The organism is Rickettsia tamurae (assembly GCF_000751075.1).
In the GTDB taxonomy this organism is placed as follows: domain Bacteria; phylum Pseudomonadota; class Alphaproteobacteria; order Rickettsiales; family Rickettsiaceae; genus Rickettsia; species Rickettsia tamurae.
In genome coordinates this window covers 95,683-109,156 of the sequence record NZ_CCMG01000002.1, presented here as the reverse complement: position 1 = coordinate 109,156, position 13,474 = coordinate 95,683, and the positions used below count along the sequence as shown (strand labels likewise).

Here is a 13,474-nt window from a genome sequence, read left to right as displayed (position 1 = left end):
GCTTGTCCACGGGGTCTAGTTAAAAAATACTAATAATTATTAGTATTTTTATTATTTTTCTGGATGCCGTGGTCAAGCCACAGCATGACGCTGAAATAGTCAAATTTTGAAGTTCATCGAGTTTTTGGTTTTACTACATTAATAAGTCCAATTAATAATACTGATTTAATTATTCCCGGTATTATAAAAGGTAATACACCACCGTAAAATGCACCGCTTGGTCCTAAGAGTTTAGAAAGCCACATCCAGCCAAAACTCATAATAATTATATTACCGATTAAACATAAAGATATCTGATTTAACCATTTATTAGAAGTAAAAATTTTATCTTTTAAGCTAGCCATAATATATACGGCAATTACAAAACCCGCTAGATATCCTGCGGTGGGACCGAATAATATTCGTAACCCGCTCGAAAACTCTCCAAACACAGGGATTCCCATTGTTCCAAGAGTTATGTAAGATAGTATAGTTAAAGGTGCAGTAGTCTTATTATATGTAAGTCCGATGAACATCACTGCAACGGTTTGCAATGAAATAAATATAGGCTTCATAGGTATTACTATTTGTGAACAAATAGTAAGTAATACCACTCCTAAAACTATTTCTATTGCTTGCCTTTTGGTTAACGGTAGTGAGATTGAATTAAGTTGCATAAAATTGCCTCATAATTTATTTTTAAGTAATTGCACTAAATAGAATTATATAATGTCCTTGTCAAGAATATAAAAATGAAAATAAAAATTTATAATGATCTAGGAGTTTCAAAAGAAAGTATTAAGCATTGCGTGCATACCTTAAGACTTTATGCTCCAAAGTATAACGTAGATTATATTACTGCACAAGAAATTATAGGCGAAAAGTGGGTTCAAAACACCTTATTACTTATTTTACTTGGTGGAAGAGATTTATACTATGTACAAAAATTGCAAGGTAAAGGAAATGCTAATATAAAAAATTATTTAAAAAATGGCGGTAATTTTCTTGGGATATGTGCAGGCAGTTACTATAGCGGTAACTATGTAGAATTCGCTAAAGGAACAAATATAGAGGTTATAGGTGAAAGAGAATTAAAGATTTTCAATGGAACGGTTAGAGGACCGCTGCTTGCTCCTTATTATTACAACTCACATAAAGGAGCAAGAGCCGCTTATCTAAAAATAAATCCAACACTTAATTTAAATATTAAGGATTGTTATGCTTTTTATAATGGCGGTGGATATTTTGTTGATGCAGAAAATACTAAAGATACTGAAATAATAGCAAGTTATGAAGATAATAAACCTGTAATAATAAAATGTACTTACGGTGATGGGAAAGCTATTTTAAGTGGAGTTCATCTTGAATATGAGCCTGCACTCATAAAAAATCAATCTCTTAATAATATTCGTAAAATACTAAAAGCTCATGATACGGAAAGAATCAAATTATTAAATTATATATTAGACTTCTTCGGAAACTCGCTTATAGAGAGGAATTTGTAGGAAACACGCAGCACAGCACCACAGCGTACATAGAAGTATGTGAGAGAATGCGAGCAGCGGATTGACACACAAATTACCTCTAGAAGTAGAGTTTCCGAAGAAGTCTATTCAAAAATCTAAATCTGTATAATAGTTCGGAGGGGTAAAGCCCGGGATTCTATCTTGTAGTAATAACCTAAAAGCGGGTCTTGATTTAATTAGTGAATACCAATGTTTGATAAGCGTCCATTTATCCCAATAAATCTCACCGAAATAATCGAGTACCGATAAGTGACAACTTGCGGCAATATCGGCAATAGTTAAAGAATCCGATACAAGATAACTTCTTTTTTCTAGTAAAGAAGTTATATATTCTAAATGATAATTTAAATTATTTTTTGCAGCACGTAAAAACTTGGTTCGTGGGCTGCTCATTTTAGCAATTGATCTTATAACTTTTTCATCGATAATAATCTTAGTAACTTCACGATAAAATTTATCGTTAAACCAAAAAAATAATCTCCGAATTTCACAGCAAATATCAATATCTTCATCTAAAAAATTAAAATTCGGATATTTGCTATTAAGATATTCAACAAAAGGATAAATACCTACCACAAATAAGCCGTATGATTCTTCTAAAATAGGCAATGTTCCGGCAGGATTTATTTTTAAGAAATCTTTATTGAATTGCCAATAATCTTCTTTAATCGTAGTAAATTCTATATCTAATTCTTTTAAGAAGACACGGGCTTGTCTTGAAAGAGGACAAATAGGATAATGATATAACTTTTTCATTAAATTATGTCATAATAAGTTCGGTGTCATCTCGTGGTCTTGTCCTATATTGTACAAACACTTCGTATGTCATTCCTGCGAAAGCAGGAATCCAGAAAAATATAAAACAAGTCTATAAAAAAACAAGTTTTTTATAGATTTTGCTAGATTCCTGCTTTCGCAGGAATGACATAAGGGTCACGGGATGACAAATAAGGTCTATAAGCCGGATTCTGTATGAATAGAAATTCATTGCAGTTATTTATCTAGGATAAACGTTGCCGTTTACCTCAAGCGATCTACCCGCATTACAAGCCGGTTAGAGATAACCCGGGAACTTGATAAGTTCTGTAACGCCTATTTGATCTTGCTCTTGGTGGGGTTTACCATGCGTAATTTGTTACCAACTTACCGGTACGCTCTTACCGTACCTTTTCACCCTTACCGAAAATACTAAGATAGAACTTCAAAATTTGAAGTTGTGTCGAAATATTCATATTCGGCGGTATATTTTCTGTGGTACTTTCCCTAAAGTAATAATACTCTGCCGGAGGTTAACCGGCACCATACCTCTATAGAGTCCGGACTTTCCTCGTGATCTATAGCTTTGCTATATCATCACGCAACTGCACGACCGTTTAGAATTATGGTCAATTTTCTTAAATTAGTCAATAACATTTAGAAGAAGTTCAATTAACTTATTAGGTTCTGTGAAGGTTTCTAATTGACTTGCTATTTTGAGATATTTTTTAGCGAAAATTAATAAGATTTTTTTTGAAAATTTGACTTTTGTACACAGAATATAATTAAATTAATAAGTATACTAACAAATTTAAAATTTCAACTATTTTATTAAAGATATTCTTAATTTAACATTGCTACTATTTTTTTCATACTGTATAAATATGTATTTAATGCTTCTAAACACATAAATTGTTAGCAAATTTTGATATATGATATGAAAAAATTAATTTATTATTTTGGCAGTAATGGTAGTGATGGAAACGCTAGCATGAAGAATATACTTGGTAACAAAGGTGCCGGTCTTGCTGAAATGTCTAACCTAAAACTACCTATTCCTGATGGTTTTACAATAACTACAGAGCTATGTAATTACTTTTATACCCACAATAATAACTTTCCTAAAAATTTTCAAAGCGACTTAAAAAAAGCTATCACCGAACTTGAAATAACTACCGGTAAAATTTTCGGCAGTACAAGCAATCCTTTGTTATTATCGGTGCGTTCGGGCTCTACGATTTCAATGCCTGGAATGATGGATACTATCCTTAATCTTGGAATGAATAACGAAGTGTGTAATGCTCTTGCGGATTCCTGCGGTGATAAACGATTTGCTCTTGATAGTTACAAAAGATTTTTAGAAATGTACGGTTCAACGGTATTATCTATACCTAGTGATCTATTTGAACAAATTTACGAAAAGCACAAGATTCAAGCCGATATTTATAAAGATAGCGATATTACCGCAGAATTATTAGAAAAAATTATTGATGATTTCAAACGGTTGCATATTAAGTATACTAAGCAACTAATTAATGATCCTTATGAACAATTAGAATCGGCAATTAAAGTGGTGCTACATTCTTGGATGAGTAATAGAGCGGTTATATATAGAAAAATCAATAATATTTCGGAGGATTTCGGTACGGCTATTAATATTCAAGCAATGGTTTTCGGTAATTTAGGTAAAACTTCAGCTACGGGAGTTGCTTTTACTAGATCACCTTCTACAGGAGAAAAAAAGCTCTTTGGAGAGTTTTTAATAAATGCTCAAGGTGAAGACATAGTATCGGGAACTAGAACACCTATGCCTATTATTGCAAATGATTCAAATTCTATGCAAGCAATGATGCCGGAAGTGTTTAAGGAGTTATCACAAATTGCGAAAAAGCTTGAAGAACATTACTTAGATATGCAGGATATAGAATTCACTATAGAAAATAATAAGCTATATATCTTGCAAACACGTACCGCAAAAAGAACAGCCATCGCTGCTATTAATATTGCCGTACAAATGGTAGAAGAAAAGCTTATTTCTAAAGAACAAGCCTTAATGCGAATTGATCCGGAATCATTAAATCAATTATTACATACAAGAATTGATTACAGTAAGGGGCTTACTTCTATTGCCGAGGGGCTACCTGCTTCTCCTGGGGCTGCAACAGGTATTGCAGTATTCTCACCTTATGATGCCGAAAAATTATCTCATCATCATAAAGTAATTTTAGTACGCCATGATACTAGTCCCGAGGATATTAATGGAATGCATGTTTCTTCAGGTATTTTAACTATTAGAGGGGGAATGACTTCACATGCCGCAGTTGTGGCAAGAGGTATGGGGAAGCCTTGTGTTTGCGGCACAAGTAATTTATCTATAGATGAGAAAAAGCAAATATTAACAGCAGGCGACATAGTTATTAAACAAGGTGATATTATAACGATTGACGGAGGTAGTGGTAAAATCTTCTTAGGTGAAATGCCGTTAATTCAACCTACTTTCAGTGAGGAATCAAAATTAATTTTAGATTGGGCAGACGATATTAGTAGCTTAAAAGTTCGTGCAAATGCCGAAACGGTTAACGATGCTTTAGTATCTATAAAGTTTGGAGCTCAAGGTATAGGTTTGTGTCGTAGCGAACATATGTTTTTTGATAAAAATAAAATTCCTTTAGTAAGGGAAATGATTATTGCTCCTGATATAGAACGGAGAAAGCTTGCCGTGCAGAAATTATTATCTCTGCAAACTGAGGATTTTAAAGCTTTATTCAGAGTAATGAAAGATAAACCAGTAAATATTAGATTACTTGATCCGCCGTTGCATGAGTTTTTACCTACCACCGAAGAAGATAAAAAGAATTTGGCAAATAGCTTAAATCTACCTTTATCCATGATTAATCAACGTCTTCATGCTATGCATGAAGTAAATCCTATGCTCGGTCACCGTGGATGTAGACTTGGTATATGTTCGCCGGAAATTTACCAAATGCAAATTGAAGCAATTTTTACAGCTATTTTTGAGCTCCATAAAAAAGAACATATAGAATGTAACTTAGAACTAATGATTCCTTTAATTAGCAATGTAGGTGAAATAAAAAAGCTTAAAATGGATATTTATGAGGTAATAGAGGAATTAGAGCAACGTTATAGATATAAAATTTCCTTTACGCTCGGTACTATGATAGAACTACCAAGGGCAGCACTCGGCAGTAAGAAAATAGCTAAGGAAGTTGACTATTTTAGTTTTGGTACTAATGATTTAACTCAGACTACCTACGGAATTTCTAGAGATGATATTGCTTCCTTCCTTCCATATTATTTAGAAGAGAAGATTTTTGAATCCGATCCATTTACTACTCTAGATGAAGAAGGTGTAGGAGAATTAATTGAAATTGCTATAAAACGAGGAAAAAGCAGTAATGCTAATTTGAAACTCGGAGCTTGTGGGGAGCATGCAGGAAACCCTAGCTCTATAGAATTTTTTCACAGAATGAATTTAAACTATGTTTCTTGCTCTCCATACCGAATCCCTATAGCAAGAATTGCCGCAGCACAAGCTAAAATTAAACATGGGTGATAATATATAATCATTGCGAGGAGACACTACCCCGTCATTGCGAGCGGTCGAAGACCGCGTGGCAATCTTATCAAATATCCTGAGATTGCTTCGTCAAAATTTTCAGTTTTTCCTCGCAATGACGGAAAAATTATTTACAAATTAATATGATCATAATACCGATATTAAGCATTTTTGGGTTTTCGTCTTTTTTTGCCAAATATTTCAAAACAAAATTGACTTTCGTTATTCCTGTAACAATCAGCATATTAGTACCGGTTTTATATTGTTTTGCTATGTTAAAGCTATTACCGGCTGCAACATATGTAAGTTATTTCATCGGTATATTTTTAGCTTTCATGTCATTCCTGCATTTCATAGGCGTTGTTGCAGGGGTTGGCTCCGTTCCTGTCATCCCGCGACTTGATCGCGGGATCCAATTAAAAATGTTTAGTATTTTTAAGTTATATTTTTGGATACCGTGGTCAAGCCACGGTACGACACCGCACGTATTTCTTGATCTACGCAATAATACCTCCTTCATGTCATTCCTGCGGAAGCAGGAATCTAGAAAAAATATAATTGAAATCATTGTATTTACTTTATTGATTCTTTTGTTTTTTCTTTATACCAGAGATGCATCGCTGCATACTTATGATGATTTCTCACATTGGGGGATATTTACTAAAGAATTGCTATATTTCGGTGTTTTTGAGAATCAGTCTTCGTTAACCTCCATTATTACTACTCATGCCCATTATCCAAGAGGAGCTGCTGTTTATCATTATTTTATGCTGTTACTTTCAGGTTATTCGGACGGTAACGTATTATTTGCTCATTTCTTATTACATTTAGCATTTCTAGCTCCTTTAGCCGCAAATAAGAAATTGTGGCAAACCGGTGTGTTGTTCACACTTTTACTTTGTAGTGTAGTATTATATACGACCGGAATTCGCTCAATATATAACGATAGTACTATTGGCTTAATGTTCGGAGCTATTTTTGCAATTTATATCCTTGAGGAAGACAAGAAAAAAGCATTATTGCTTATTTTACCTATTACGATATTACTTGCCTCTTTCCGAGAAATTGGAACATGGTTTGCTAGTTTTGCTTCAGTAATTCTTATAGCTCATTATACAATTTTTTATAAAAAACATAAAAAATCAAGTGATTACATTATATATCTAATTCTACTTACCTTATCGATTTTGTGTAATTTTATTTGGATGAGTTATTTTAAAAATACTCATGATTTTTTTGACAGAGGCGAACATAGTTTTAGCAATTTAATATACATTGCTGAAAATTTTAATGAACAGCATAGATCATTATTACTAAATTACGGTAAATTTCTCTTGTTATTCTTAGTAAAAGAAGGAAGTTTAGTTGTATATACTATTTGTATAGCTGCATGGTACGGAATTCGTAAATATAAACCTGATTTGTTGAAAGAATATAAATTTTTCCTGATAAGTACGTTTGCGTGTTTTATAATTTTTGCTTTGTGGCGGTTATATTTATATTTCTTTAACTTTAGTTATGAGGAGGCAATTAGAGGAGCATCGTTACTTAGATATCTAGGATGCTATGTTATCGGTATCGGAATGATTGCAGCTGCATATATTAAAAATAGTATTTTCTTAAATAAGCAAAGTAATAAAGAGTTATTTATATTTCTTTTGCTTCTTGCTGTTTCTACGTTTTCCGTAGTAAAAAATATACTAAGAATCAAGCACTTAAACTTAGAACAAAAGAATTTTATCCAGCAAACGACAGAGATTAAAAAGCTATTGGAGCAAGGAAATAAAATTGAATTTAACTTTAGCGGTAAGAAAGATAATTTACAATGTTATATATTAAATTATAATCTAGCACCGTATTTAGGGAAAAAATCTTTACGAGAATGTATAAAAGCTCCTAAAGAAGCGATTATAGAAACAGAGAAAGAAGCAGTATACGCTCCCTTTAAATAGCGCTGAGGATTTGTTGCACAGCTCCTATGTCATTCCAGCAACGGCGGGAATCCAAACTTTTTTGTTGTCATACCGTGGCTTGTCCACAGTATCCAAAAAAACAATTAGTATTAGTTGTTTTAATATTTTTACTGGATCCCGCAATCAAGTCGCGGGATGACAGACAATAAAAAACCAGTCTACGCGAGAATAACATAAAACCAATATAGATTTTAACAATAATGGATATAAAATATAATTTAGCTGCCGCTTACCGAATAATGGCGTATTTATCGCTGGATGATCATACTTATACGCATCTATCCGCAAGACCTAAAAATGCCGATTTTTACTATATTTATCCTTTTGGACTAAGGTTTGAAGAAGTAACTACAGAGAATCTTTTAAAAGTTAGTTTAGACGGAAAAATTTTAGAAGGGGAAGAATATCAATATAATAAAACCGGTTACTTTATTCATGGTAGTATTTATAAAGCACGCTCTGATATTTCTGCCATTTTTCATTATCATACTCCTGCAGCTATTGCCGTTTCTGCTTTAAAATGCGGGCTTTTACCGATCAGTCAATGGGCATTACATTTTTACGATAGAATATCATATCATGATTATAATTCTCTAGTGCTAGATGCTGACAAGCAAAGCACTAGACTTGTTAATGACCTTAAGCAAAATTACGTGATGTTACTTCGTAATCACGGTGCTATTACCTGCGGCAAAACTATCCATGAAGCTATGTTTTATACTTACCATTTAGAACAAGCTTGTAAAACGCAATGTTTACTAAATTTCACAAAAGAACAAGAGCTTATAATCCCTTCCGTAGAAATATGTAAGCAGACGGTAAAAGACTTATTATCGTTTGAAAAAGATTTAGGCAAACGTGACTGGGAAGCTTGGCTGCGACTTGTGAAAATGTGATTTTTGCTTCTCATCTCCTTCTTGTAGTTTAGCCATACTCCCATATCAGAAAACTAAAAATATCAACCTATTAATTCTAAAGAATAAGGAGGATCTTCATGCCCTATTGTTACCATTCCGCTATGTTCATATACTTTTTGTACTAAGTAGTTATAGTGTCCACTATTTACAGGTAATGTATAAATCTGACCATGATACATGACTAAAGCAGGCCAAAGAGGGTTTTAAGAAACTACGGGAGGATTTGGTACAGTTAATTTACATATTTTACCTTCAAGATTATAATTAATTCCTAGATAAGCGTTATCTTTTGCCTCCATCTTATCGCCGTTAGGACCGCTAAGAACAAACTTAAAATCAAAAGATCAGCCAGGGATTATTTTATCAGGAAGAGAAAGAGATCTATATTCTATAATTGTTATTGGATAATGTTTATTTAATCTAAATTTTATATGTGTTTTTATTGTTTCTTCACGTATTTCACCGTAACATTTATTATGTTCATTTCTGATTTCAGTAGTTTTATAAGGTTTATGATTATTTGAATAAGTTGTAGTAGTAGTTGTTACGGCAGTGGTAGCTCCACTAGTATTGACATTAGTACTAACGTTTTTATTGTTACCGGTGTCAATAAATTCATGAATTTTCTCGCCAAAATCAAACACTTTTTCAATAACGCTTTTTCCTATATACTTTATAGTTCCTCTATGTCCATAATACTCTATTTTATCTTGTAATGTTAAATGAATTTTAAAAATGTCAAGCAAATACGCTCTAAGAAATGGACGAAAAGCTTCTAAAACTGTATCCTTATATAATACAGTATCATTAGAAGTATTTGTTGCATTAGATTTACATATATTAGCAAATCGCTCGGCTTTATTTAAAAGATTTATTATTTTGTAAAAATTCAGTAAGGTCAAAAGTTTCATCATTTTGTCCTTCCATATATCGCGTACATATTTCGCTACCTAAGTTTTTTCCTACAGCTATAAATAACTTTATTTTATCTATATTTAGTTTGTCACCAAAACCGTTATAACAAAGATATGCTAGAAGTGTTGCGGCGTCGGCAATTCCGAATACTAAAGCCTTTTGTAAATCTTTAATTGTCTGTAAATATAAATATATTACTGTTGATGTTACTCCTTCTTTAGATCTCATCCATTTTGCAAATGGTATATTTTCTAATGAATTATTGTATAAATTGCGAGGTGTTCTAAGTATTCCTTTTTCTTGTGATATATAGCATTCTTCCGGATATTGATTAGATATATTCGGTTGTTGTTGATACATAAAATATTTCCTCCATATTTATTAATAAAAATAAATTTTAAGAATTAATTAATGCCTACAACCGCTACCGTGAATATGTGGAGGATGGAGTTTTATATGCTTTAGCATCTTTTTAAGTAGTGTATCATGCTTAAGTTTTGATAAATAATCTAAGAAAGTTTTGCCGTTTAAATAATCTATTTCATGCTGAATTACAGTTGCTAAAAAGCCTTCTGCTGCTAGTTCTTGCTTATTACCGTTATAATCAAGATACTTTACCTTGATTGCTTTTGATCGTGTAATAGATGCTTCAATGCCTGGAAACGATAAAGAACCCTCAATAAAAGTTTGTTTTTCTTCCGAAAAATAAGTTATTTCCGGATTAATAAAAACTATAGGCGATGATTTATTATTTTCATGTAGGTCAACTACCGCTATACGCTTTAATATTCCTACCATATTAGCACCCAAGCCCACTGCCCTTTCTATATGTAAAGTCTGAAGCATTTTATCAACAATAGTACGAATATTATCATCAACAATGTCTATATATTCTGCTTGTTTTTTAAAAATATCGTTTGGTGCATAAACTATTTGATAGTAATGTTTCTCTTGATTCATTAATATACTCCGGATAAATGAAGAGTTATTTTTGCATTGCTAAATAAAGATAGATATCGTTATTGCGAGCGAGCATTGTTGCGTGTATCAGTTTTTCCAGTGTCATCCCGCGACTTGATCGCGGGATCCAGTTTAAAATACTAAGATTATTAGTATTTTAAGTTATTTTTCTGGATACCGTGGTCAAGCCACGGTATGACACCCAGTGCGTTTTTCGATCCATGCAACAACGTCTCCTTGCAATGACGTAGCTTTTTCAAACCATCAATATTTATTTAGCAATGCCATTATTTAATTACGATAGCTGATAATATATTCTGATTATAAGGTTCTTGCAAATGATATAAGCGTCTTTTACTTGGATATTTTAACGGATTTGTGTAAGTATTTTCAGCAATATTTTTTATATCTTTGACACCTGCTTCTTTAAGTTTTAACTCTACAAAAGCCGGTAAATCAAACATATAATGATTTTCTTTTATAGAGTTTATAAAAAACTGTTTATTGTTAATATCCTTACTTAAGAAAGCTTTATAATATTCATCATCAACTTCATATGAACTTTGAGCTATAGCAGGACCTATCACTGCTATTAAATTCTTTGCTCCTTTTTCTGCCATTTTAGTAACTATATTACTAATAATATTATTTATACTTCCTTTCCAACCTCCATGTGCCGCTCCGATTATTTTACCGTCACCGCTTGCAAGTAATACCGGTACACAATCTGCCGATTGTACCGCTAATACTAAATTTTTCTTAGTTGTAATGCTTCCATCTGCCTCAGGTACGGCAATTATGAACTCATCAGCATTAACAATTTGATTGCCATGTACTTGGTTTAAAATTAAAATATCTTGTGCTTTAAAATAAGTAGTAATAGATTTTTTGTTTTCAACTATTTCTGTTTCATTTATAGAGTTATTTTTTTTTATATATCTATGACTAGAATTATTGAATGTTTTATCAAAAATTTTATAATAAACTGATCCGTTTATTAATCCTTCCATGAAAATACCCCATATTAATTATAATAGTTTTATTAATACTTTATCCGGTCGTTTACAAAAAAATAAACAGCTGGAAAAAATAATAGCACAATTTCATCAAGACTATAACCTAATCCCTATTATTGGCGTAGAAATAGAGTTTTATTTAAGCCACAATATTGATATAGCTAAATTTGAAATACTTTCAAGAAAATACTTAGCTAGATTTAAAATTTCTAAAATAAAAAAAGAAAAAGGCAATAACCAATTTGAAATAGATCTTCCTCCTTCTGTAAACTTAATACAATATATAAAAAATATATTAGAGGTTAAAACTATTTTAAAAAAAATGGCACAGCAGTTAAACGGTTATATAGATTTTTCTCCTAAGCCGTTTTTGGATGATTATGGTAATAGTATGCATTTTCATATTAATTTTAATTCCGATTTCAATGATTATTATATAATTTTAGCAGCACAAGGGCTATGTCACTATATGTTAGACACCCTACTCGCTTTTATGCCGACTACTCTAGATTATTCACGGATAAATAAAAAATTTATGGCTCCTACACATATATCGTACGGTGGAAATAATAGAAGCGTAGCCGTAAGAATTCCAAATTCTTTTCCAAAACGTTTAGAACATCGCTTATCTTCCCCCGAAACCGATCCGTATATAGCAATTTTTACTATTTTAAAATCAATATTATTGGCTTTAAAATCTCCAAATTCGCTCCAAAAAATAGAAAAAATTTATGGGAACGCTTTCGATCCGCAATATAATTTAACTCCATTACCTACATCATCTCAGGATAGCTTTATGTTATTTAAACCGGAGTTTTTTAAATAATTTGTATTTTGTTCACAAAACCTAAAAACTAAAAAATAAAAGTATTTTATTTTTGTAAAATTAAATACTTATGAAGTGTTTTAAGCCGCACTTCACTCTATATTTTCATAATTTTTCATTAGATAATTAAATTCCGCACCATAGATAAATATCATATTTATAATATAGAAGAATATTAATGTAACTATTATACTACCAAGGGAACCATACATTAGATTTAATTGATTATAGTAGACTATATAAGTTGAAAGCAAATGGCCGCTTATTATCCATAATATTACAGTTAATAAAGCCCCTGGACATACATCAATAAAATTTAGTTTTACATTAGGTAATATATAATACAAAGACGAGGCACCTAAAAATAATAAAATTAAAATTAAAGAATATCTTATAAAATTTAAAATGATCTTATATTTTTCAATGGTCTCTAATATTATCGGAATTTTTGTAAATAATATTGGAATCACCACTAAAAGAAACATAGTAAAGGTAATCAAGGCACTAATTATAAGAAACTGTATAATACTAAGTAATCTTCTTCTTATATAAGGGGGGGGAGATTTTATTTGATATACACGATTTAAAATAGTCCTTAAACATTCTACAAAAGAAGAAGCAGTCCAAATACTGCCTACTATGGCAAGATTCATTAAACTTTGAGGAGGAGCACTTAGTAATTCTCGTATTCTCTTTTCTATTGATTCTGTTGCTTGCTCTGGAAGACTCTCTAGAAAAATTTGTATAAAATTTTGACCAAGTTCTGAAGCTCCTAAAAAGCTTGTTAAAGCTAATAAGAATACTAGGAAAGGGAAAATAGATAAAAGTATCATGAATGACATATATCCCGAATGTTCAACGCCATCATCTTCTATTGTTCTAAATAAGGCTACGTAAAGACAATTAAAAATTTTTCTCATTATAAAAGCTAAGTTGTTATTATTAATTTTATATTTAATCTTAAATAAGTTCGCTGTAAATAATTAATTTATAATTAAAATGAAACTATACTTTATCCTTGATTTGAAA

14 protein-coding genes, 1 other RNA gene and 2 pseudogenes are annotated in these 13,474 nt (G+C 31.6%); 7 read left to right on the top strand and 10 right to left on the bottom strand.

Annotated features, from left to right (window positions below):
- Window positions 1–113: 113 nt before the first annotated feature.
- Window positions 114–656, bottom strand: coding sequence for a biotin transporter BioY (locus MB29_RS00575; protein ID WP_032138632.1), 543 nt, complete (start codon window positions 654–656; stop codon window positions 114–116).
- A 75-nt stretch (window positions 657–731) separates the two neighbouring features.
- Between MB29_RS00575 and MB29_RS00570 the strand changes: the two genes are divergently transcribed.
- Entirely contained in the window at window positions 732–1,484 is a 753-nt protein-coding gene (locus tag MB29_RS00570; RefSeq protein ID WP_032138631.1) for a BPL-N domain-containing protein, read from the top strand.
- Window positions 1,427–1,605: pseudogene (locus tag MB29_RS13580) on the top strand (palindromic element RPE1 domain-containing protein); the annotation flags it as partial. The gene MB29_RS00570 and the pseudogene MB29_RS13580, both read left to right, overlap by 58 nt.
- Here the strand turns inward: MB29_RS13580 and MB29_RS00565 are convergent.
- Together MB29_RS00565 and rnpB are read right to left on the bottom strand one after the other, a co-directional pair.
- Entirely contained in the window at window positions 1,593–2,261 is a 669-nt protein-coding gene (locus tag MB29_RS00565) for a glutathione S-transferase family protein (RefSeq protein WP_032138630.1), read from the bottom strand. The pseudogene MB29_RS13580 and the gene MB29_RS00565 overlap by 13 nt on opposite strands.
- A gap of 184 nt (window positions 2,262–2,445) precedes the next feature.
- An RNA gene (gene rnpB / locus MB29_RS08980) (RNase P RNA component class A) lies at window positions 2,446–2,882 on the bottom strand.
- Between the two features lie 316 nt (window positions 2,883–3,198).
- Here rnpB and ppdK point away from each other — a divergent pair.
- A complete protein-coding gene (ppdK, locus tag MB29_RS00560; RefSeq protein ID WP_032138629.1) occupies window positions 3,199–5,835 on the top strand; it encodes a pyruvate, phosphate dikinase in 2,637 nt (878 codons plus the stop codon).
- A gap of 130 nt (window positions 5,836–5,965) precedes the next feature.
- Here ppdK and MB29_RS13575 read toward each other — a convergent pair whose 3' ends face one another.
- Entirely contained in the window at window positions 5,966–6,082 is a 117-nt protein-coding gene (locus MB29_RS13575; protein WP_324607263.1) for a pyruvate phosphate dikinase, read from the bottom strand.
- 28 nt (window positions 6,083–6,110) lie between these two features.
- On the opposite strand from MB29_RS13575, the gene MB29_RS14430 reads away from it, so the two are divergent.
- On the top strand, window positions 6,111–7,790 hold the full coding sequence (locus tag MB29_RS14430) for a hypothetical protein (RefSeq protein ID WP_324607262.1): 1,680 nt from the start codon (window positions 6,111–6,113) through the stop codon (window positions 7,788–7,790).
- 221 nt (window positions 7,791–8,011) lie between these two features.
- Entirely contained in the window at window positions 8,012–8,707 is a 696-nt protein-coding gene (locus MB29_RS00550) for a class II aldolase/adducin family protein (protein ID WP_032138627.1), read from the top strand.
- Between the two features lie 62 nt (window positions 8,708–8,769).
- Here MB29_RS00550 and MB29_RS11055 read toward each other — a convergent pair whose 3' ends face one another.
- The 4 genes from MB29_RS11055 to def form a co-directional block, all read right to left on the bottom strand.
- On the bottom strand, window positions 8,770–8,907 hold the full coding sequence (locus MB29_RS11055; protein WP_215426134.1) for a hypothetical protein: 138 nt from the start codon (window positions 8,905–8,907) through the stop codon (window positions 8,770–8,772).
- Between the two features lie 165 nt (window positions 8,908–9,072).
- Window positions 9,073–9,630, bottom strand: coding sequence for a hypothetical protein (locus MB29_RS11050; protein WP_215426145.1), 558 nt, complete (start codon window positions 9,628–9,630; stop codon window positions 9,073–9,075).
- Window positions 9,587–10,003 (bottom strand): hypothetical protein, encoded by a 417-nt coding sequence (locus MB29_RS11045; RefSeq protein WP_215426144.1) that lies wholly within the window; start codon window positions 10,001–10,003, stop codon window positions 9,587–9,589. Before MB29_RS11045 ends, MB29_RS11050 begins: the two co-directional genes overlap by 44 nt.
- Before the next feature lie 48 nt (window positions 10,004–10,051).
- Window positions 10,052–10,603: a peptide deformylase gene (gene def / locus MB29_RS00540; protein ID WP_032138626.1), complete on the bottom strand. Its 552-nt coding sequence runs from the start codon at window positions 10,601–10,603 to the stop codon at window positions 10,052–10,054.
- A gap of 53 nt (window positions 10,604–10,656) precedes the next feature.
- Here def and MB29_RS14425 point away from each other — a divergent pair.
- Window positions 10,657–10,840 (top strand): annotated as a pseudogene (locus tag MB29_RS14425) (hypothetical protein); the annotation flags it as partial.
- 50 nt (window positions 10,841–10,890) lie between these two features.
- On the opposite strand, the gene pgeF reads toward MB29_RS14425, so the two are convergent.
- Window positions 10,891–11,613 (bottom strand): peptidoglycan editing factor PgeF, encoded by a 723-nt coding sequence (pgeF, locus tag MB29_RS00535; protein WP_032138625.1) that lies wholly within the window; start codon window positions 11,611–11,613, stop codon window positions 10,891–10,893.
- On the opposite strand from pgeF, the gene MB29_RS00530 reads away from it, so the two are divergent.
- On the top strand, window positions 11,612–12,445 hold the full coding sequence (locus MB29_RS00530) for a type I glutamate--ammonia ligase (RefSeq protein WP_023508179.1): 834 nt from the start codon (window positions 11,612–11,614) through the stop codon (window positions 12,443–12,445). The two genes, pgeF and MB29_RS00530, sit on opposite strands and share 2 nt — an antisense overlap.
- 92 nt (window positions 12,446–12,537) lie before the next feature.
- Here MB29_RS00530 and MB29_RS00525 read toward each other — a convergent pair whose 3' ends face one another.
- Window positions 12,538–13,365 carry a YihY/virulence factor BrkB family protein gene (locus MB29_RS00525; protein ID WP_032138624.1) on the bottom strand — a complete coding sequence of 276 codons (828 nt, stop codon included), beginning with the start codon at window positions 13,363–13,365 and terminating at the stop codon, window positions 12,538–12,540.
- Window positions 13,366–13,474 lie beyond the last annotated feature (109 nt).

What these genes read in the sequence shown, in the direction of transcription:
- MB29_RS00575 (WP_032138632.1), bottom strand. Translation starts at nt 656, where the DNA reads ATGCAACTTAATTCAATCTCACTACCGTTAACCAAAAGGCAAGCAATA.
- MB29_RS00570 (WP_032138631.1), top strand. Translation starts at nt 732, where the DNA reads ATGAAAATAAAAATTTATAATGATCTAGGAGTTTCAAAAGAAAGTATT.
- MB29_RS00565 (WP_032138630.1), bottom strand. Translation starts at nt 2,261, where the DNA reads ATGAAAAAGTTATATCATTATCCTATTTGTCCTCTTTCAAGACAAGCC.
- ppdK (WP_032138629.1), top strand. Translation starts at nt 3,199, where the DNA reads ATGAAAAAATTAATTTATTATTTTGGCAGTAATGGTAGTGATGGAAAC.
- MB29_RS13575 (WP_324607263.1), bottom strand. Translation starts at nt 6,082, where the DNA reads ATGCTGATTGTTACAGGAATAACGAAAGTCAATTTTGTTTTGAAATAT.
- MB29_RS14430 (WP_324607262.1), top strand. Translation starts at nt 6,111, where the DNA reads ATGTTAAAGCTATTACCGGCTGCAACATATGTAAGTTATTTCATCGGT.
- MB29_RS00550 (WP_032138627.1), top strand. Translation starts at nt 8,012, where the DNA reads ATGGATATAAAATATAATTTAGCTGCCGCTTACCGAATAATGGCGTAT.
- MB29_RS11055 (WP_215426134.1), bottom strand. Translation starts at nt 8,907, where the DNA reads ATGTATCATGGTCAGATTTATACATTACCTGTAAATAGTGGACACTAT.
- MB29_RS11045 (WP_215426144.1), bottom strand. Translation starts at nt 10,003, where the DNA reads ATGTATCAACAACAACCGAATATATCTAATCAATATCCGGAAGAATGC.
- def (WP_032138626.1), bottom strand. Translation starts at nt 10,603, where the DNA reads ATGAATCAAGAGAAACATTACTATCAAATAGTTTATGCACCAAACGAT.
- MB29_RS00530 (WP_023508179.1), top strand. Translation starts at nt 11,612, where the DNA reads ATGAAAATACCCCATATTAATTATAATAGTTTTATTAATACTTTATCC.
- pgeF (WP_032138625.1), bottom strand. Translation starts at nt 11,613, where the DNA reads ATGGAAGGATTAATAAACGGATCAGTTTATTATAAAATTTTTGATAAA.
- MB29_RS00525 (WP_032138624.1), bottom strand. Translation starts at nt 13,365, where the DNA reads ATGAGAAAAATTTTTAATTGTCTTTACGTAGCCTTATTTAGAACAATA.